Below are 19,634 nucleotides of genomic sequence, written 5' to 3'. Positions count from 1 at the left end.
GTGAGGACAGATGAGCAGTGAGAACGAGACTCCAGACTTGACACGGGACACGGGGCTCAGTCAACTCGTCGAAGGAACCACGACGGGCGTGTTCGCACTCTGTGCCCTGGTGACGCTGGTCACGACGGTCGCAATTTTCGTCACGCTGCTGCGCCCGGCGGTCGATTTCTTCGCAAGTATCTCTGTCGCTACCTTCCTCACTGGCACGGAGTGGAGCCCGAACCCCTCCGGCGGATCGCTCGCGTTCGGTATCGTTCCGCTGCTTATCGGGACGCTGACTGTAACGATCACTGCGGCGTTCATCTCGCTTCCGATCGGGACGCTCACGGCGGTCTACCTCTCCGAGTACGCGTCGGCTCGCGTTCGAGCGATTCTGAAACCGATGCTCGAGATTCTGGCCGGCGTGCCGACGGTCATCTACGGCTACTTCGCGTTCGTCTACGTCACGCCCGCGCTCCAGGCGACGCTGTTCCCGAATCTCGGCACCTTCAACGCGCTGTCGGCGTCGCTGATGATCGGAATCATGACGATTCCGATGGTCTCCTCGATCAGCGAGGACGCGATGAACGCGGTGCCGGACCGACTCAGAAACGCGAGCTACGGCCTCGGGGCGACGAAATACGAAGTCTCCACATCCGTCGTGATCCCCGCTTCTATCTCGGGCATTGTCTCGTCGTACATCCTCGCCATCTCCCGCGCAATCGGTGAGACGATGATCGTCGTCGTCGCGATGGGATCGCAGGCGAACATGCCGCAGGTCCGCGACGCAATCCTGGGTATCCCGTACATCCACCCCGCCGACGTGTTGTTACAGGACGGCGCGACGATCACCGTCGCCATGGTCAATATCGCGGTGAGTGATCTCACCGGGGGGACGCTGCCGTACAAGGCGATGTTCGCGCTGGGACTGGCGCTGTTCGTTATCACGCTCGTATTGAACGTCATCAGTGACATCATCGCAAAACGATACCGGGAGGTGTACTAGATGGCGACAGAATCCCCGGGCAACGAGTTCGGTCGCGTGAGCAGACTCAGAGGACAGCTATTCGAGTCGGTGACCTTCGCCGCGTCGATTACCGGCATTCTGGCGCTCGCTGCGCTTCTCATCTACGTCACCATCGACGCCTTCGACCTCGAAGCCGCGAGTCCCGAGTGGTTGCTCGTGTACTTCGTCACGCTCGTACTCCCGTATATCGGGTTCTGCCTGTACGAGACGGACCGAGCGATCCAGCGCCGTACCGCCTTGATCCTCGCCGGTGGACTCGTCATTACGGCAGTGGTGTTCACGGCCGTCGAAGCGTTCGTTCGCCCGATTCCGGGACTGACCTGGCAACTGGTCTATCTGTTCCTCTTCGTGGTGCCGGTCGCAGGGTACGTGACCGTCGCCGGGAGCAACACTCCGACCGGGGCCGTCGGGTTCGGGCTGCTCGGTCGGATCGCCGGCGGGGCCGCACTCGGTCTCTGGCTGTTCATCATCTTCGTCGTCTTCGATCTGCAGATGTACTTCCTCGTCTACACGGTCGGGGTCTTCCCGACGGCCCTCGTCTGGTACGCGGTCCGACGGTGGAACGTCGCCGCGCGGCTTGCCGGTTCGCGGGTGGATCGGGACGCCGCGGAACTGCTGACCACGCGAGTGCTCGTCGGAGCGGTCGGAGTCGTTGGCACGGCGGGTGCAGTCGTCCTCCGTGGTAGCCTGCCCGTGTACCCAACCGATCTGATCATGCTCGCGTGGTCGCTCGTCGCCCCCGTGACGGCGGTCACGACGGTGTTGACTGCCCGACGGTACGACCGCCGCAGGGGTGTCCTGGTCGGCGCGGCCGTCCTGCTCGTGGCGCTCGGTGGCGGATTCGGCCTCTCCGTCGGGGCACTCTCACAGAACGGCGCTGTCCTGTTGCTGCTCGGCGTCTCCGTGCCGACGGCGACCTATCTGAACCGGGTGTGGCGGGCTGACGAAGGCCGCGCCGGACTCGCTCTCCCGCTGCTGATCGTCGCCGGTGCCCTCGCCGGCGCGGTGCTGGTCCAGACGTTCGGGATCCAGTCACCCGACCCGTGGCTCGATCTCTCATACATCCGCGGGACGCCGACGACACAGACGACGCAGGCTCGCAGTGCGGGGCTGTTCCCGGCTATCGTCGGCTCGGTACTGCTGATCACGCTCACGGCGCTGATCTCGTTCGTCCTCGGTGTCGGAACCGCCGTCTTCCTCGAAGAGTACACGAGAGACTCGGGTGTGATCGGTGCTATCTCGCGGCTCATTCAGGTCAACATCGCGAATCTCGCCGCCGTCCCCTCGGTCGTGTACGGGTTGCTCGGTCTGGCGGTCTTCGTCAATTTCGCCGGGTTCGGCGTCGGTACGGCGATCAGCGCGTCGCTGACGCTTTCGCTTCTGATCCTCCCGATTACCGTCATCTCCGCCCAGGAGGCGATCCGGTCGATTCCCGACGAACTCCGCGACGGTTCGTTGGCGATGGGTGCGACCCGCTGGCAGACGACGAAAAACGTCGTCTTGCCGGAGGCGATGCCCGGTATCCTGACTGGGATCATCCTCGCGCTCGGTCGCGCGATCGGCGAGACGGCACCGCTGATCATGATCGGGATGGCGACTATCGCCTTCAGCCCGCCGTCTGGGCTGTTCAGTCAGTTGAGCGCGATGCCAATGCTGATCTACTCGTGGGCGAACAACCCCTCCCCGGAGTTCCGTTTCGGCGTCGTCGCCGCCGGCGTGTTGACCTTGCTGTCGGTTCTGCTGGCGATGAACGCGACGGCGATCATCATCCGCAACAAGTACGAGCGCGACGCCTGACTCCCGGCCGCTCACAGACCACGACGGCACACTGCGTCTTCGGCTGGTCTATTTTCGATTCCGGCGACTCCCCCACACGCTGGCCTGGTCCAGCCGCTTCGGTGGAACCGGGGCAACGAGTCCGAACCAGAGTCGATATCCGATCAGTCCGGTTCCCATCCCGACCAACAGCGTCGCCGCTGGCGTCTCCACGACCACCTGCCCGACGACGAGGGCCACACCGACCGCGGCGAGCGTCACACAGGCCACCACGAGTGATGTCGGTCGAGTCCGCTCTATCAGTACCAGCACCTTAGTCTGTTCCGCGACGTACAGCGTCGCTACGAACGCGAACAACCCGATCCCGCCGATCAGAAATCCGTCGAGCGACTGCGGCGTTCCCCCCGCGAGTGCGCCGAGTCCGACCGCCCCGGCTCCGAGCCCGAAATCGACGCCGAGCGCCCGGCTACGCGGTGTCACCGTCCGATAGTCAGTCGTCGTCGCCCGACTGCGGCGACGGTTGCACGTCCCGCTCGGGTTCCTCTCTCTGCCCCTCGCTAACCGCCTCCCGGTCCTCGGGCTGAGATCCCGATTCTCTGTCGCCCGGATCGCGGTATAGCCGGGCGTACAGATACACGACGAGCAGGGTCACGAACCAGATGAGGGCACCGACTCGGACCGCGAACATCGCCCGGTCCGGCCAGGTCGGAAGCTCCGCAAAGACCGAGAGGACGGTGACCACGGGGGTCCCGACGAACAGCGTCGCGATGAACGTCACCTGCATGATCCACCCGTAATCGATCCCGTCCGGGTCGGATGTTCGAACCTCTGGAGTCACGCCCGTACCTACGGAGACCAGCGATAAGCGTCTGGTGGTTCGCCGTTCCCAAGCACCTATGTTTCGCCGGGGAAAACTGCGAGTATGCCCACCGTTCAGGACATTCGGCAGATGGCCGGCGACGAACCGATCACCATGGTGACGGCATACGACGCCGTCACGGCGACGCTCGTCGAGGAAGCGGGTGTCGACATCGCGCTGATCGGCGACAGCATGGGCAACGCCGTCCTCGGCTACGACGATACGCTCCCGGTAACCGTAGACGAGGTCGCCTCTCGCACGGGCGCGGTCGCGCGCGGCACGGACGATACCCTAGTGGTCGCGGATATGCCCTTTCTCTCCTTCGGGACGGATCTCCAGACGAGCGTCGAGAACTGCGGTCGCATGGTCAAAGAGGAGGGCGCAAACGCCGTCAAGATCGAGAGCGGTGACCACACCATCGAACTCACCGAACGGCTCAGCGACCTCGGGATTCCGGTCGTCGCACACGTCGGTCTGACGCCACAGAGCGTCAACCAGACGGGGTACACCCGACAGGGGAGCGACCCCGAACAGGCCAGAGAGATTGCCCGCCTGGCGCGCGAACACGAAAAGGCGGGGGCGTTCGCCTGTATTCTCGAACACATCCCGGCGAACCTCGCCGCACAGATCACCGACGACCTCGACATCCCAACCATCGGCATCGGTGCCGGCAGCGAGTGTGACGGCCAGGTGCTCGTCGTCAACGACATTCTCGGTCTCTCCGAGCGGACGCCGCCGTTCGCGAAGGCCTTCGGCAACGTCCGCGAGGAGATGCGCTCGGCTATCGACGACTACGTCACCGCCGTCGAGGACGGACAGTTCCCCGCGGAGGAACACAGCCACGTCGCGGAGGAACTCGACGAGTTGTACTGACCTTTACACTCGTGCGGCCCCCAGTTGTGGTATGTCACTGTACGACCGGTTGGCGGACCTCTCAGTCGATATCGACGGCTACGACCTCGAACTGCGAGAACGGGACACCTCCAGCGGCTTTCTCCGCACGTCCACGATCATCTCGCTACACGGCGACGGCGACACGGGCCGCGGCGAGGACGTGACCTACGACAACGAACCGCACCACGAACTCGTCGACGCCGAGCCGGATCTCCCGCTCGGTGAGGCGAGTACGTTCGACGAGTTCTCGGAGTTGATCGGTGAGTTGGATCTGTTCGTCGGCGGCGACCCGGAGGATTCGATCTATAGATCGTACCGGCGGTGGGGCTTCGAGAGCGCGGCGCTGGACCTCGCGCTGAAACAGGCCGGAACTGATCTCGCTACGGCCCTCGACCGGGAGTACTCCCCCGTTCGGTTCGTCGCGAGCACGCGACTCGGAGAGCCACCGACGACCGACCGCGTCGAGCAGTTGCTCGCGGACAACCCGGACCTGCAGTTCAAACTCGACCCGACAGAGGAGTGGACCGCAGAGATTGTCGACCGCCTCGCGGAGATGGATGCCGTCCGGACGCTGGATCTCAAAGGCGTGTACGAGGGGACGGATGTCGACCAGTCCGGCGACCCGGAGCTGTACGGGATGCTCCTGGAGGCGTTTCCGGAGGCGATCATCGAGGACCCCGACCTGAACGAGGAGACGCGCCCGCTGTTCGACGGCGAGCGCGACCGCGTCTCCTGGGACGTGCCGATCACGGGCGTCGACTCAGTCACCGAGCGGCCGTGGGAACCGGACTGGCTCAACATCAAGCCGTCGCGGTTCGGCTCCGTCGAGTCGCTGCTCTCGACGGTCGAGTACTGCGACGAACACTCGATTCGGATGTACGGCGGCGGACAGTTCGAACTCGGCGTCGGTCGACAGCATCTCCACGCGCTGGCGTCGCTGTTCTACCCCGACGCACCGAACGACGTCGCGCCGCGTGGCTACAACGACCCGGATCCCGAATCGGGACTCCCTCGAAGCCCGCTCTCACCGCCCACCGACCCGACGGGACTGGAGTGGGAGTGACAGCCCAGCAACTGATACGGCTGACTCGGTCCGGGCGCTGTCAAACGGCTCTTTGAGTCTCCGTGAGGGCCTTTGTATCCCCGTCCGGAGTTGGGTATATGAACCAGCGAGTTGGTCCCGCGATCCCTCCAGACAGTCCCGTGTCCCGCATCGCCGTCGGAACGGCCGAACGGATCGGCTTCTGGGGGACTGTCCTCCTCCCAGTCGCCTACCTTCCGGCTCTCTACAGCCTCGACGGACAGACGAAACTGCTCGCCGTGGCCGCACTCGTGGCGGTGAACGTGCTCTGCCTGCTGGTCGGCCACCGCTACCGATCCTGACGATGTGTGCACAGCGATCCCCGAACGACGACAGCGAACGGGATCGATCAGACGCCCACTCCGACCTTCCGCCGAAGGCCCGACGGCTGTTGGCCTATCTCGACGCCGAACTCGACGGGGAGTCCTACCTCAAGAGCCGAGATATCGCCGGCGATCTGGAGCTTTCGGCGAAGGAAATCGGCGCGATGATGGCCCGCCTGCAGGACGAACCGGTCGGGCCGACCATCGAGAAGTGGGGATACACGAACGGGACGACCTGGCGAGTCACCACGGACTGAGACGCACACAGCGAAAAGAGAATCAGCCGCTCAGTCGTCGGCGGGCACTTCGGCCGACTCCTCTTCGACGTAGTACTCCTCGATGTACTCCTCGTCGACGCGGTTGAGTTCCTCTTTCGGCAGCATCGAGAGCAGGTCCCAGCCGATATCGAGCGTCTCGTCGATATCGCGGTTGGTGTCGTAGCCCTGCTCGACGAACTCCTCCTCGAAGCGGTCCGCGAAGTCGAGGAACTTGTTGTCGCGCTCGGAGAGCGCTTCGCGACCGACGATGTTCACCAGGTCCCGCAGGTCCTCGCCCTCCGCGTAGGCGGCGTAGATCTGGTCGGAGACGCCACCGTGGTCACCGCGGGTCAGCCCCTCGCCGATCCCGTCGTCCATCAGCCGCGAGAGGCTCGGCAGCACGTTGATCGGCGGCTGCAGCCCCTGGCTGTTGAGGTCTCGGTCTACGAGGATCTGCCCCTCGGTGATGTAGCCGGTCAGGTCCGGAATCGGGTGGGTGATGTCGTCGCTGGGCATCGTCAGGATCGGGATCTGCGTGACAGATCCTTCCTGGCCCTTGATACGGCCGGCGCGCTCGTACAACTGGGCGAGGTCGGTGTACATGTATCCGGGGTAGCCACGGCGACCCGGAACCTCCTCGCGTGCCGCACCGATCTCACGCAGGGCCTCACAGTAGTTGGTCATGTCCGTCAGGATGACCAGCACGTGGTACCCCTTGTCGAAGGCGAGATACTCGGCGGTGGTGAGCGCGAGTCGCGGCGTGACCGTCCGCTCGACCGCGGGGTCGTCCGCGAGGTTCATGAAGACGACCGACCGCTCCAGCGCGCCGGTCCGCTCGAAGTCGTCCATGAACTCGTTCGCTTCTTCGGCGGTGATTCCCATCGCGCCGAAGATCACTGCGAACTCGCTGTCCTCGTCGCCTTCCTCCTCCGGGACGGTCGCCTGTCGCGCGATCTGCAGGGCGAGATCGTTGTGCGGCAGCCCCGATCCGGAGAAGATCGGAAGCTTCTGGCCCCGGACCAGCGTGTTCATGCCGTCGATGGCGGAGACGCCGGTCTGGATGAACTCCTCGGGGTACTCCCGGGAGTAGGGGTTGATCGCCGCACCGACGATGTCTCGGCGCTCGTCCGGCACGATGTCCGGCCCGTCGTCGATCGGGTTCCCGGAGCCGTCGAGCACCCGACCGAGCAGATCTTCGGTGACGGGCATTTTCATCGTCTCGCCCAGGAAACGAACGGACGATTCGCGGTCGATCCCTCCGGTCCCCTCGAAGGTCTGAATGGCGACGGTGCCGCTGGAGGTGTCGAGCACCTGTCCACGGCGCACCTCGCCGTCTGCGGTCTCGATCTCGACGATCTCGTCGTAGCCGACCGGCTCGTCGACTTCGGCGAAGACCAGCGGACCGCTGATTTCCGTGATAGTTTGGTATTCTTTCATTGTTAGTAGAGTGCGCGTAGCTGTTCTGTGATCTCCTCTTCGAGTTCCTCGACGAACTCCTCGGCCTCGTCGTCGGGCGTCGTTCCGATCCGGTTCAGCCGCGGGAGCGCGTCGATGTCGGTGATCTCATCGACCGGGACGCCGGCCTCTAGCGCGTCGAAGGCCTCGTCGTTGAACGTCTTGATCGCGCCGAGGATGTGGTAGGTCTTCTCCGGCGGACAGTACTGGTCGACGTCGTGCAGGGCGTTCTGCTGGAGCCACGCCTCCTTGAGGAAGCGCGCGACCTCCAGGGTTAGCTGCTGGTCTTCCGGCAGCGCGTCCTTCCCGACCAGCTGGACGATCTCCTGCAGTTCGCCCTCTTCGTCCAGCACGTCGATGGCCCACTGACGCTGGTCCGGCCAGTCGTCGGCGACGTTCTCCTTGAACCACGGGTCGAGTTGGTCGCGGTACAGCGAGTAGGACTCGTCCCAGTTGATCGCCGGGAAGTGTCGTCGCTCCGCGAGGTCGGCGTCGAGCGCCCAGAACGTCTTGACGATCCGCAGCGTGTTCTGGGTCACCGGCTCCGAGAAGTCACCGCCCGGCGGCGAGACCGCACCGATCGCCGAGACGGAGCCCTCGGTGCCGTTGATGTTCTCGAAGTAGCCGGCTCGCTCGTAGAACTCGCTGAGCCGCGCGGCGAGGTAGGCGGGGTAGCCCTCCTCACCTGGCATCTCCTCCAGTCGCGAGGAGATCTCACGCATCGCCTCTGCCCACCGCGAGGTGGAGTCGGCCATCAGCGCCACGTCGTAGCCCATGTCTCGGTAGTACTCGGCGATGGTGATTCCCGTGTAGACACAGGACTCACGCGCCGCGACGGGCATGTTCGACGTGTTGGCGATGAGGCAGGTTCGGGCCATCAGCGGGTTGCCGGTCTGTGGGTCCGGCAGGTCCGGGAAGTCGTCGATGACCTCGGTCATCTCGTTGCCACGCTCGCCACAGCCGATGTAGACGACGATGTCGGCGTCCGCGAACTTCGCGAGGGACTGCTGTGCGACGGTCTTCCCCGAGCCGAACGGTCCGGGAATCGCCGCCGTCCCGCCTTTCGCGAGCGGGAACAGCCCGTCGAGAATCCGCTGGCCCGACGTGAGCGGCTCCGTCGGTGTCTGCTTGTTGACCGTGGGGCGGGCCTCTCGGACCGGCCACTCCTGGCGCATCTGGATCTCGTCGCCGGTATCGAGCTCTGCGACCGTCTCCTCGACGGTGAACGCGCCGGACTCGATCGAGACGACCTCGGCGGTCTCGTCCTCTCCGAGCGTGTCCGGCGGCACCATCACCTTGTGGTCGATGCTCTCGGTCTCCGGGACGGTGCCGACGATCGAACCGTTGCTGACCTCGTCACCTTCCTCGACCTCGGGAGTGAACTCCCAGGTCTGTTCGAGGTCGATCCCCGGCGCGTCGACACCGCGGTCGAGGAACGCCGATCCCATCTTCTCTTCGAGGACATCGAGCGGTCGCTGGACGCCGTCGTAGATGGAGTCCAGCATTCCCGGCCCGAGGTCGACCGACAGCGGCGCACCCGTCGACTCGACGGGTTCGCCCGGCGAGACGCCGGAGGTCTCCTCGTACACCTGAATTGTGGTCAGGTTCCCTTCGATTTCGATTACCTCTCCCATCAGGCCCTCGTGACCGACGTACACGACGTCGTTCATCCGCGCGTCCAGATCCGTCGCCGTCACGACAGGGCCACTGACGCTTTCGATGATGCCGTCTTCACGGACATCGGAGTCTGTTGCTTTACTCATTGTCTTCCTCGTCCATTAGATCAATTCCGATCGCTCGTTTGATCTGTTCGCGCAATCCGCTGCTGCCTGCACCGCCGCCGAGTGTCACGACCACCGGCTCGACGCTCGTCTCCACGTCCTGGCGAACGCCCCGCGAGAGGTGATCCAGATCCTCGTCGTGCATCACGACGATCCCCACGCCGTCGTCGGCGAGTGTCTCCTCGACTGCATCATCGAGCTTCTCGGCCTTGTCGTCTTCGGGGACGTTCTGGAACTTCCGGACGCCCGCGAGCCTGAAGCCGGTGGTGAACTCGGGACTGCCGATCACTGCGATTTCCTGGCTCATATTACCACCAGTTCGGTTTCGATCTCGTCGACCGAGAGTCCGACCTCCCGGCCCCGGGCGATGGCCCGGACGTTCTCGATCTCCCGCTCCTTGGCGAGGATGTACGACAGCGCCGAGCAGATCGAGATCGGATGCGAGTGCGAGAGCGTATCGGAGTACTCGAGCAGCGCAGCGTCGAGTGCCTGCTCGAAGGCGCTCAGGCTCTCGGCCTCGCTCAGATCCGCCAGCGCGTTCGAGAGATCCTCGCCGTAGGGGCTGTCCCGAATGTACTCGACGAGATCGTCGAAACTGCCGACGAGCTGGCGGAGTTCGCCTTCCTTGAACAGTTTGCCACCCTCGATGTAGTACTCCTCGGGGTCGAGGTCCGTCCCGGTCCGGGACAGCCGCAGCGCGTTCCGGACGTTCCGGAAGTCGATCTCGGCCTGCAGGACCTCGACGTACAGCCCCTTCGGGCTGTTGGGGTTGAGGGTGATCGTGTTCACGTCGTCGAGCAGGTGCTCGTAGAACGTCTTGTCGATGGCGTTTTCGAGCGGCACGAGGACGTCCTGGTCCTCGAAGTCCTCGAACGCCGCCTCCAGCCCCTCCTCGAAGATCGTCCCGTCGAGCAACTCGACGATCTCCTCGATCGAGCCCGCGTTGGCGAGGGAATCCAGAAGCTCGTCGTCGAACTCGCCGGCGCGGATGAAATCCGTCTGGATCTCATCGGGACTCGCCCCGGAGTAGGCGCCGCGGATCGCCGTCTTGGCGTTCCAGGCGTCGAACTTCCGGAGGTAGTTCGCGATCAGGTTGTGTAGCTCGCCGTCCGCCCAGTCGAGCAGATCCTCGAAGTTCTTGGCGAGGTTCCGGTTGAGTGCGTACTCGATGAGATCGACGCCGCTGTGGCGGGCCCCGAGCTCGTTCATCTCGGTCTCGTACTCGGTTTCCTCCATGTAGCGGGCGATCTCACCGGTGCCCATCCTGACTAGCTTGCGGTAATCCTCCTCTGCGAACAGCGCTGCTCGGCGTGAGCGGACGCGGGCGTTCACGTACTCGGGGTTGGAACTACCTGTCGCGCTCATTGCTCGAACAGTCTGTCACTTATTTCACGGAGATTGTTCTCCCAGACTTCGTCGAGGACGGAATCGAAGGTGTTCTTGACCCGGACGCGGGACTCGTCGCTCTCCGCGACCACGCCGCCGAGACAGTCGAACTCGCCGTCGTACTCGAAGCCGTCGTACTCTTCGAGTAGCTCTTCGAGCAGTTCCTGGTCCTCGGCCCGGCCGTAGATCCGAACCGACGCGTCGTCGTCGAACTCCTCGGCGGTCGCATCGAGCAACGCTTCGGTAAGCTCCGCGCGCTGGTCGCCGGACAGCTCCGACACTTCCTGCTCGATGTCGTCTCGAACCGACTGGAGGACGTCTCGACGGGCCTCCAGGCGGGCCTGCTTGGCTTCGAGTTTCGCGCTCGAGAGCTTCTGCTCGCGCTCCTGCTCGATCGTCCGCTCGGCGTCGTCGAGGATCTCCTCGCGGATCTCCTCGGCGTCGGCCTCTGCCTCGGCGATGATCTCCTCGGCCTCGGCGTCGGCCTCGTCGCGGATCTCGTCCGCACGCGCGCGGGCCTGTTCTCTAATGTCCTCGACAACTGTATCCAGACTCATAGGTGAGTAATGGGGGGTGTGAGTGTTAACCCACGATGAAGATGGTCACGAACGCGATAATGATCAGTGTCTCAGGAATGGCTGTGAAAATCAGCCCTGAGATCAGGTTGTCGCTGTCCTCCGCGACGGCACCGACAGCGGCGGAACCGATCCCGCGCTGTGCGTATCCCGTCGCGATCGCTGCCAGACCGACAGCGATTGCCGCGGCCGCCTGTGGTTCGAGTGCTGGTGCGCCTCCAGTCGCCTGTGCTTGACTCAGTACAACGCTTAGGGCTTCAATCATGGGTATGTTGGGGTATTGTTAGTCGTCCGATGTGTGCGTTCGTTCGTGTCCGAACGGTTCATAGTTCTTGCCACCGCCTTCATAAAACTTCTCAAAGAACTCGAAGTATTCGAGGCGGACAGCCTGTATGGCGGCGGTTCCTCCGATTGCTAACACGACAACGTGACCGACGATGTAGACCGGCAGGCCGAGCAGTGCGCCCTCCAGCGCGAGCTGTACCGGTCCGAGTTCGATCAGCGTGCCGCCCATGTTGGAGATGCCGCCGAAGACCACTTCGGCTTCCTCTCCATGTGGCTCGTATCCGGGGGCGTACTCGTGCATGAAGTGGAATCCCTCCTCGTCCGAGTACGCGCCGAAGTACAGGAGATTGACCGCCAGCGCCATCCCAGCCTTCGCGAGCAGCACCGCGGTCAGTCGGGTGTACGACAGCACGTGTGCCAGCGGGACGAGGAACTCGACGACCTCGTACCACGGGCCGGTGAGCAGGATGACGATGCCGAGGAGGAACAGGCCGAGTCCAATCCAGCCGAAGACCGCCGGGAACCCGGTGAAGCCGAACCCGATCGGTCCCTCTGCGAGCATCGCGTTCTGGCCGACGAGTGCGTACTCGCCGAAGGAGGGCTTGCCGCCCTCGAAGAGTTTGCTGAAGATGAACATCCACAGTCCGTTCAACATCAGGATCCACGAGCCGACTTCGACCACGGCCTCCTTTGCGCCGTGAACGGACAACTCCTCGACGAAATTCAGGATGTAGCCGATGTTCAGGTGGACCCAGCCGGCGATCACGGCGATGAGCAGCCAGCTAATCGCCCACGCCGTCGAGTCGAGTCCCTTCTTGAGGACGGGGTGATAGCCCATCTGTTCGATGAAGTGCAACCCGAGTACCTCTCCGTACAGGAACCCGAACAGCGTGGTCCACAGTCCGAGCCAGACGATGACGGCACCGAAGTCCGAGACTGCGTCCTCGAACTTCTTGTAGACGGTGTAGCCGAGCAGGACGTACAGCAGTCCGTATCCCACGTCACCGATCATGAACCCGAAAAACAGCGGGAAGGTCAGAAACAGCGTGATGGTCGGATCGAACTCCGAGTACTTCGGCTGGTTGACCGCCCGCGTCAGGATCTCGAACGGGTTCACGATCTTGGAGTTCCGCTGGATGACCGGCGGGTCGTCCTCGACGGTAACGAGGTCGCCGTCGGATTTGCCGCCGTCGGTCATGACCTGCTCGTCCTCCTCGGTGGACGGCTCCCCCGCCGGCGTTCCGCCGTCGGTCGCGACCGTCTCTCCGCCGTCGGTGGCCGCCTGCTCGTCGTGGACCTCCTCCTCGGAGTGACCGCTGGCGTCCGTGTACTCCGCGCGTTTGATCTCCGAGATTTCGAGCCGGCCGCCGATCTCCGAATCGAGCGTCGACTCGAGGTCCTCGACCTTGTTCGTCGGGACCCATCCCTCGACGATGAACGACCGCTCTGTCGTTGCGAACCGGAGCGGAGCCTCCGTCTTCTCCGCCTCGATGGTCAGCTCCTCTTCGAGTGCCAGCAGGAAGTTTCCGGAGTTCAGTTTGATCGAGTTGAGTTCGTTTTCGATCGATTCGAGTTCCGCCTCGATCTGCTGGCGCTCCTCCTGCAGATCTGCGACGTTCGACTCCGGATCGCCCTCCGTCTGTGGGACCTCGTAGGCCGTGAACGGGACGCCCACGAGCGCGTCGTCGAGGTCGTCCTCGGCGTCCTCCGCCAGGTAGCCGAAGATTGCGACACTGTTGCTCGAAGAGCCGGTGAAGACCTCGTACTCCTCGACGTGATCGGCCTCCGCGAGGGACTCCTCGATCGCCGCGGCGTCGCCCTCACCGACGAGGACGTCCAGGGAGTCGTAGCCCCAGAGCAGATCGAGATCGAGTCCGAGGTCGGCGAACAGTTCCATCTGGTCGAGCTGTTCGTCGATCTCGCGTTTCCGGTCCTCGAGTTCGTTGCGGCGGTCGTCGAGATCGTTGACTTCCTGGCGGATCTCTTCGAGGCGCTCGTCGGCGTTGGTGAGATCGACCGTCGCATCGGAGTCGATCTCGTCCTCGTCGAGACCGAGGCTGCTCTCCAGCGCCCGAACGGTCACGAGTTTGCTGGAGACCTCGTCCGCGCCCTCCAGGGAGTCACCGGGCTCGAACCCCTCCCACGAACCGTCGTAGTCGGTGATGTGGACGAGGTTCAGTTCGTGCATCGTCTCGATGACGTCGTCCATGACGCGCTTCGAGCCTGCCACCGAGATCTTGGACATCTGCTCAGGTCTGAGCATGGATCGCCTCCGTGAACTGTTCGAGTGTGAACTCGGTCACGTCGTCGATCCGTTCCTCGGCCTGTGCTTCGAGATCCTCCCGGACCTGCTCGCCCTCGGCGATGATCTCCTCGCGCTCGGCTTCGATCTCCTCGCGAGCCTCCTCGATCCGCGTTTCAGCCTCCTCGGTGGCCTCCTCGCGGGCCTGCTCTCGGATCCGTTCGGCCTCCTCGCGGGCCTCGGCGATCCGCTCGTCGGCCTCCTCGCGGGCCTCCTCGATTATTTCGTCGGCCTCTGCTTCGGACTCCTTGATCTCCCGCAGTACCTTCTGGTCAGGCATTCCTCAATCGTCTGTGTCTTGTGTAAATGCGTATTTGGTTGTTGCGGATTTAGACGCCGCTCGCTCGGCCCGCTATCTGCCCTGTTCTCCGGCAGATCCGGTCTGTCGGTCCGATCCCGTCCCACCGCTGTTGTTTCACTGTCAGAAACTGGTCACAAATACTGTATATCCCCGCTCCATATCCGGGGCCAATGCCAACTAGACGGCGCTTTCTCAGACGCGCAGTCGTGCTCTCGCTCGGCGGGCCGCTCCTCGGAGCGGCCGCGGCGTCGTCCGACGGCGACGCTCGTCTCGCTCGCGGCGAGACAGCGGTCGCCGTCCGGGGCTCACCACAGGTGATCGGACTCACGGGAGTTCCCGACGCGGTCGCCCCGCAGATCACGGCGGCGAACCGTCGCTACCAGTCGCTCTCGCCCGCTGCCGTCGAGCACGTCTCGGCGTCAGTACGGACCACGGGCCGCGAAATTCAGACCGGCCTCGGGACAGCCTACGGCTCCTTCGACCCGGACGCAATCGCGACCGAACTCGAGGCGAAGACGAACTTCCGCCGCGTCACCGGGTCCCGGTCGCTCTCCGAACGGGCGGCGACTCGACGCTCCGGAAAGCGGCGAGACGGCCCCGGACCGGAACTGCTGACCAGGGATACCCCGACAGCGGCACTGGTCGTCGGTGGGCAGCGGATCGACATGGCCCACGGCCTGTCCTCAGACGACTCGACGGAGCGGCTTCTCAGTGCCCGCGAGCAGTCACGGTCGGCGGTCCCGGACGACGCCGGTGATTCGGAACTCGGGGCTGTCCTCGACGGTGATGTCGTGGTTCACGCGACGGTTGGCGAACAGACACGGCACGCGCTCCGTGCCGAACTGCCGGAGTCGGCCACGGCGCTCGACACGCTCGTTCGGGGAACCCGGGCGGCGGGAGTCAGCGCGGTCGTCGGCCCCGAGACGACGACGCTGCGATACGTTCTCCGTGTCGACGCTGACCACCGCCACGCGGTCGACTCCCTTCGTGACGAACTCAGCGCCGACGAGTCCGTCGACGAACTCGGCCACTCCGCCTGGTCGGACGGGCTTGCAGTCGAAATGTCTGTCCGGACGGCCGCGCTCTGGGCCGCGCACGAACGACTTCTCGCCGTCTGATCGCTCGGCCGAATAAAAAACGCCGACGTCGTCAGTCGCTCGTCGATTCGGCTGCTCCGGAGTCGAGGTCACCGATGCCGCTGGTGCCGTTAGTCGGAGGTCGGAGGCCGCCGCCGGGGGGTGTGCCGCCGCCTGGCTGACCGACTCCGGCCGACTCCTGGAACGGGTTCTCGCTGACGTTGCCGGTGACGAGGAAGTCGGCGAGGTTGCCGATCAACACGTTGTTGTCCGCTCGGTAGGCGTTTTCCGGGCGCAGGAAACTCGTGTCTCCCAGGGCCGTCATGTTCCCGTCGACGGCACCGACGCCGAAGGTTCCGTTCTGCTGGCTGGTCGTGAGTTGCCCTTCCGTCGTGAACACCGGGGTCTCCCCTGCCTGGTTGACCGGTGCCGCGCCGCGGAAGACGACTCGCTCGATTCCGTCCGTGATCGGTGACTCACCGGACGGCTCGGCGAAGACACTGAGGAAGTTCTGATCGTTCTCCGCGACGTTGTAGACGTAGCCGGTTTCCTGATAGATTCCGGCCGGAGAGCCGACCTCGATGGTGCCCTGGACCTGACCCGGATCTGCACCGACGAAGACGCGACCTCCCTCCTCGGCGAAGGTCCGCACGTCAGCGAGGTCGGTGCTCGACAGCGACGCGGGCGCGACCGTCACGAACGCGTCGACGTCGCTCAGTTCGGTGGCGAGTGTGCTCTGTTGGCCGAACGAGCTACCCGTCTGTGTCGACTGCGTGTAGAACTCTACCTCGTGACCGTTCGCGACGAGCGTCGACGCGAGCGCGCCGACAGACCGCTCTTGGCCCGCTGCCGATCCGGTCGTTATTGCACTGTCTGTTCCCTGGAGGGGAATCTGGATTCCCGTCCCGCTCGCGGTCGCTGTCGACGGGAGGTGGACGAGCACCGTCTTGTTCGACTCCTCGCTGTCCATCGTGATCTCTCCGCCCTCGCTCGCGCCGTCGGGAGCGACGTTGTCGAGTTGCCACTGGTCAGTCTGGACGTCGGCCTGGTTGGGCTGGCTATCCCCGAGGACGAACCCACCCACGGCGACCAGACCGACGGTCAACACGAAGACGCCGACGAACACGCCGAGAAGTGTCGCCCAGCGATTCATTTCTCGTCACCTCCCTGTTCGGCAGTGGACTCCTGTGTCGGGGCCGTCTCGCTGGAACCGGACTGACGGGCCGCTTCGGGGACGTACTCCCCGGAGTGATAGACCACCTCGTACTCCGGTGGAACGACCTCGTCGACGTACTGCGGGGCCACGGCGAGGATCAGGTTTCCGTTGAGCGTCTTCTGATCCTGACCGACGACAACTCGGCCGTCCTCGGTCTGCAGTGGCAGGCTGGACAGCGGGTTCTGCTGCTGTTCGGCCCGCCGGGTGTCGACCTCGTAGGAATCGAGTCCGGCACGGTTCGCCGCGTCGTTGATCGCGTCGCTGACGAACCCGAGTTCGTCTGCGAACCCGTTCTCGACGGCCTCCGTTCCCAGGTAGACGTTCGCACGCGAGACCTCCTCGCGGCTCAGTTCGATCTCGTCACCGCGCTGTGTCATCACGCTTTCGAGGAACAGGTTCGCGAGGGTCTCCCGATTTGCCCGAGCGTCGTCCGGGTGCGTGCTGCCCTTGTTCGGCCCGGTATCGCCGGCCGACGGAGTAAGCGGCTGTGGTGCCGTCCCGGTGACACCGACGCTGCCGACCGCCTGGGCGGACGGTGCGACGTAGATATCATCAGCCGGAACGATAGAGAGATACGCACCGGATGCGCCGAGCGTGTCGACCGCGGCGATCACCGGCATCTGCTGGCTCGTCCGCTCGACGGCGGCGTAGATCCGCTCGCTCTGTGCCGGGAGCCCACCGGGACTGTTGACCTCGAGAACGACGGCCTTGATAGAGTCGTTCCGTCGGGCGTCACGAAGTTGCCCCTCGACGAACTGGGCCGTCGATTCGTCGATCGTCCCCTCGAGTTCGATCACGGCGACGGTCCCGTCCGGTCCGCTTGTCGAACTGTACACCTGCGGTGCGAGTACCGCACCGGCAGCGACTGCGAGAACTGCGACGAGGGCAATCTGCCCCCGCCTCGAATCGAGTGGACCGACTGGCATGCAGGCGACCAATTGGCTTACAGCTGTATAAGTAATCGATCATGGTTTCACTCTCAGCAACACGTCGGTGCCGCGGCTGACACCGGGTTCACTGCCGGACGAGTGGCTCGACACCTCTGATCTCGAAGCGAGCGCCGCCATCGGTGCCGTCAGTCACCGTGACACTCCAGCCGTGAGCGTTGGCAATCTCCTGTACGATCCGCAGGCCGAATCCGGTCCCGTCGGGATCGGTCGAGAAACCGGGCTCGAAAATCTGCTCTGTCTTGTCCTCCGGAACTCCCACGCCGTCGTCTTCGACGTAGAAGCCATCCGGTAGCCGTCCGACGGTTACGGCGACACCGGAGCCGCCGTGTTCGACCGCGTTCCGAAAGAGATTCTCGAACAACTGTCTGAGCCGTCCCGGGTCGGCCCGTACGCTCGGCAACTCCCCGGTTTCGAGACGCTCCGCGTCGGTCTCGACAGCGCACCAACACTCGTCGGCAATCTCCTGGAGGTCGACCGACTCGAGTTCGTCCAACTGGTCCCCCTCCCGTGCCAGCGTCAACAGGTCGTCGACGAGCGCCTGGCTCCGTTCGATGGCGTCGAGCGCATCCCCGATGTGGTCGGAATCGCTCTCCTCGCGGGCGAGTTCGAGGTGTGTCGCCGCGACGTGCAGCGGATTCCGCAGGTCGTGGCTGACGACGCTGGCAAACTCTTCGAGGCGTTCGTTCTGCTCGTTGAGTCGGCGCTCGCGCTCCTTGCGCTCGGTCACGTCTCGTCCGGTGACGACGACTGCCGATGCGGTTCCGCCTTCGACGATCGGAGCGAACCGGTACTCGAAGGTCACCTCGGTCCCCTGGACCGAAAGCGTGAGCGTGACTTCGGTCGGTTCGTCCGGACTCGGCTCCGCGAACGCCGAATTCAGCGTCTGGACGAACCGCTCTGTCTCCTCGGTAGTCGCGGCATATCGGTCGACAAGTGCTTCGATGGGTTCACCGAGCACTTCGCCGGGGGACAGCGAGACGTTCTCCATCGCGGCGGGGTTCGCGTAGCTCACCCGGCGCGTCTCGTCGACGACGAAGGCGGCGTCGTCGATCGTTTCGAGAATCGTCTTGTACCGGCGGAGACGCTCCTCGCGGTGCTGTGCCTCCGTGACATCCCGAGCGACGCCGACAGCCTTCCGCTCTTCGCCGTCGGTTAGCGGATAGAGCCGGTAATCGATGACGGCGTGGCCGTGACCGGGAAAGTTGCTCTCGATCCGGCCGTGAAGCCGTTCGCGCTCGCCGTCGAGCAGTTCCCGAAACGGACGCTCGGCCTCGCTCTCCTCGCGGATGAGCGCGAGCAGGTTCCCCTCTGTTCCTTCCAGCGCCTCCCGGGTCGTGTCGTACCACGCGGCCAGTGATTCGTTGACAACCTCGAACTGTCCTTCCGCATCGTAGATCCACGCCGCCTCCTGCATGGCGTTTATCATGCGCTTGTATCTGCGGAGATCACGGTTTCGCTCGGCGAGCGCCGCCCGCGAACGCGACGCCTCGACCGCGTTCATCAGTCGGTTGGCCAGGACCGCGTACTGATCCCCGCCGCTCCCCTTCTGGAGATAATCGGTAACGCCAGCCGCAATTGCCTCGCTGGCGACGCTCTCGTTTCCCTTTCCAGTGAACAGGATGAACGGGAGGTCGGGGTGGCTCTCCCGGACCGTTCTGAGAAATTCGATTCCGTCCGTCTCGGACATCTCGTAGTCCGAGATGACGCAGTCCGGGTCGATCCGGTCGAGCAACGTGCGGCCCTCCTCGGCAGTCGCCGCAGTATGAACGGTGATGCGCTCGTCTTCACGTTCGAGGTACGTCGCAGTGAGTTCTCTCACGTGTTGATCGTCGTCGACGTGGACCACGTCGACTGTCCCCCCGGACTCAGTCATCTGACCGTCTCAGACTACGAGATTACGACAATTAAAACGTGCCTTTTGTTCACAACCACCGTGAACGCCCGCGTGCACACCGATGGCCACGATTGCGACCCCCACAGGTCGCCGCCGTGATCAGTATATAAGAGGCACCCGATCATCTTTGGGTGGTGTTCCCACGGCGCTGAGAAACGCCCCCAGAGTCCGAGAATCCGCTCGATCAACTATACCACCGGCTGTCCAACGCTGAACT

The 19,634-nt window shown here is 64.2% G+C and carries 20 protein-coding genes; 7 read left to right on the top strand and 13 right to left on the bottom strand.

Going from position 1 to position 19,634, the window contains the following annotated elements:
- Positions 1-10 precede the first annotated feature (10 nt).
- A complete protein-coding gene (gene pstC / locus GRX03_RS15790; RefSeq protein ID WP_159765339.1) occupies positions 11-985 on the top strand; it encodes a phosphate ABC transporter permease subunit PstC in 975 nt (324 codons plus the stop codon).
- Positions 986-2,803, top strand: coding sequence for a phosphate ABC transporter permease PstA (gene pstA / locus GRX03_RS16825; RefSeq protein ID WP_159765337.1), 1,818 nt, complete (start codon positions 986-988; stop codon positions 2,801-2,803).
- A 48-nt stretch (positions 2,804-2,851) separates the two neighbouring features.
- Here pstA and GRX03_RS15780 read toward each other — a convergent pair whose 3' ends face one another.
- Both GRX03_RS15780 and GRX03_RS17090 read right to left on the bottom strand, forming a co-directional pair.
- The gene (locus tag GRX03_RS15780) at positions 2,852-3,262 is read right to left on the bottom strand and encodes a hypothetical protein (RefSeq protein WP_159765335.1); all 411 of its coding nucleotides are present in this window, start codon (positions 3,260-3,262) and stop codon (positions 2,852-2,854) included.
- Between the two features lie 10 nt (positions 3,263-3,272).
- A complete protein-coding gene (locus GRX03_RS17090) occupies positions 3,273-3,620 on the bottom strand; it encodes a DUF5822 domain-containing protein (RefSeq protein ID WP_201289272.1) in 348 nt (115 codons plus the stop codon).
- Positions 3,621-3,704: 84 nt separating this feature from the next.
- Between GRX03_RS17090 and panB the strand changes: the two genes are divergently transcribed.
- The 4 genes from panB to GRX03_RS15755 all read left to right on the top strand — a co-directional run bounded on the left by panB (position 3,705) and on the right by GRX03_RS15755 (position 6,196).
- Complete coding sequence (gene panB / locus GRX03_RS15770; protein WP_159765333.1) at positions 3,705-4,514, top strand: 3-methyl-2-oxobutanoate hydroxymethyltransferase; 810 nt, start codon at positions 3,705-3,707, stop codon at positions 4,512-4,514.
- Positions 4,515-4,545: 31 nt separating this feature from the next.
- Positions 4,546-5,598 (top strand): hypothetical protein, encoded by a 1,053-nt coding sequence (locus GRX03_RS15765; RefSeq protein ID WP_159765331.1) that lies wholly within the window; start codon positions 4,546-4,548, stop codon positions 5,596-5,598.
- A 98-nt stretch (positions 5,599-5,696) separates the two neighbouring features.
- Complete coding sequence (locus GRX03_RS15760) at positions 5,697-5,918, top strand: hypothetical protein (protein ID WP_159765329.1); 222 nt, start codon at positions 5,697-5,699, stop codon at positions 5,916-5,918.
- 2 nt (positions 5,919-5,920) lie between these two features.
- On the top strand, positions 5,921-6,196 hold the full coding sequence (locus tag GRX03_RS15755; RefSeq protein WP_159765327.1) for a DUF7123 family protein: 276 nt from the start codon (positions 5,921-5,923) through the stop codon (positions 6,194-6,196).
- A gap of 30 nt (positions 6,197-6,226) precedes the next feature.
- Here GRX03_RS15755 and GRX03_RS15750 read toward each other — a convergent pair whose 3' ends face one another.
- Genes GRX03_RS15750 through ahaH form a run of 8 tightly spaced genes read right to left on the bottom strand, consistent with a single transcriptional unit; the run spans position 6,227 to position 14,260 of the window.
- Positions 6,227-7,633 carry an ATP synthase subunit B gene (locus GRX03_RS15750; protein WP_159765325.1) on the bottom strand — a complete coding sequence of 469 codons (1,407 nt, stop codon included), beginning with the start codon at positions 7,631-7,633 and terminating at the stop codon, positions 6,227-6,229.
- Between the two features lie 2 nt (positions 7,634-7,635).
- Positions 7,636-9,414: an ATP synthase subunit A gene (locus GRX03_RS15745; protein ID WP_159765323.1), complete on the bottom strand. Its 1,779-nt coding sequence runs from the start codon at positions 9,412-9,414 to the stop codon at positions 7,636-7,638.
- A complete protein-coding gene (locus tag GRX03_RS15740) occupies positions 9,407-9,739 on the bottom strand; it encodes a V-type ATP synthase subunit F (protein WP_159765321.1) in 333 nt (110 codons plus the stop codon). The genes GRX03_RS15745 and GRX03_RS15740 overlap by 8 nt, the downstream gene beginning before the upstream one ends.
- A complete protein-coding gene (locus GRX03_RS15735; RefSeq protein WP_159765319.1) occupies positions 9,736-10,797 on the bottom strand; it encodes a V-type ATP synthase subunit C in 1,062 nt (353 codons plus the stop codon). The genes GRX03_RS15740 and GRX03_RS15735 overlap by 4 nt, the downstream gene beginning before the upstream one ends.
- Positions 10,794-11,375, bottom strand: a complete 582-nt coding sequence (locus GRX03_RS15730) for a V-type ATP synthase subunit E (protein WP_159765317.1) — start codon at positions 11,373-11,375, stop codon at positions 10,794-10,796. Before GRX03_RS15730 ends, GRX03_RS15735 begins: the two co-directional genes overlap by 4 nt.
- A gap of 25 nt (positions 11,376-11,400) precedes the next feature.
- Positions 11,401-11,658, bottom strand: a complete 258-nt coding sequence (locus GRX03_RS15725; RefSeq protein WP_159765315.1) for a hypothetical protein — start codon at positions 11,656-11,658, stop codon at positions 11,401-11,403.
- A gap of 18 nt (positions 11,659-11,676) precedes the next feature.
- Positions 11,677-13,941, bottom strand: coding sequence for a V-type ATP synthase subunit I (locus GRX03_RS15720; protein WP_159765313.1), 2,265 nt, complete (start codon positions 13,939-13,941; stop codon positions 11,677-11,679).
- On the bottom strand, positions 13,928-14,260 hold the full coding sequence (gene ahaH / locus GRX03_RS15715) for an ATP synthase archaeal subunit H (protein WP_159765311.1): 333 nt from the start codon (positions 14,258-14,260) through the stop codon (positions 13,928-13,930). Before ahaH ends, GRX03_RS15720 begins: the two co-directional genes overlap by 14 nt.
- Before the next feature lie 191 nt (positions 14,261-14,451).
- Between ahaH and GRX03_RS15710 the strand changes: the two genes are divergently transcribed.
- Positions 14,452-15,399, top strand: a complete 948-nt coding sequence (locus tag GRX03_RS15710) for a hypothetical protein (protein WP_159765309.1) — start codon at positions 14,452-14,454, stop codon at positions 15,397-15,399.
- 31 nt (positions 15,400-15,430) lie between these two features.
- On the opposite strand, the gene GRX03_RS15705 is transcribed toward GRX03_RS15710, so the two are convergent.
- The 3 genes from GRX03_RS15705 to GRX03_RS15695 form a co-directional block, all read right to left on the bottom strand.
- Positions 15,431-16,510 (bottom strand): hypothetical protein, encoded by a 1,080-nt coding sequence (locus GRX03_RS15705; protein WP_159765307.1) that lies wholly within the window; start codon positions 16,508-16,510, stop codon positions 15,431-15,433.
- Positions 16,507-17,499 carry a S49 family peptidase gene (locus GRX03_RS15700; protein ID WP_159765305.1) on the bottom strand — a complete coding sequence of 331 codons (993 nt, stop codon included), beginning with the start codon at positions 17,497-17,499 and terminating at the stop codon, positions 16,507-16,509. Before GRX03_RS15700 ends, GRX03_RS15705 begins: the two co-directional genes overlap by 4 nt.
- Before the next feature lie 88 nt (positions 17,500-17,587).
- Positions 17,588-19,396, bottom strand: coding sequence for a hybrid sensor histidine kinase/response regulator (locus GRX03_RS15695; protein ID WP_159765303.1), 1,809 nt, complete (start codon positions 19,394-19,396; stop codon positions 17,588-17,590).
- Positions 19,397-19,634 lie beyond the last annotated feature (238 nt).

The sequence above is a fragment of the Halovenus carboxidivorans genome, from assembly GCF_009831575.1.
GTDB classification, from domain to species: domain Archaea; phylum Halobacteriota; class Halobacteria; order Halobacteriales; family Haloarculaceae; genus Halovenus; species Halovenus carboxidivorans.
This window is presented reverse-complemented; position numbering and strand designations above follow the sequence as displayed.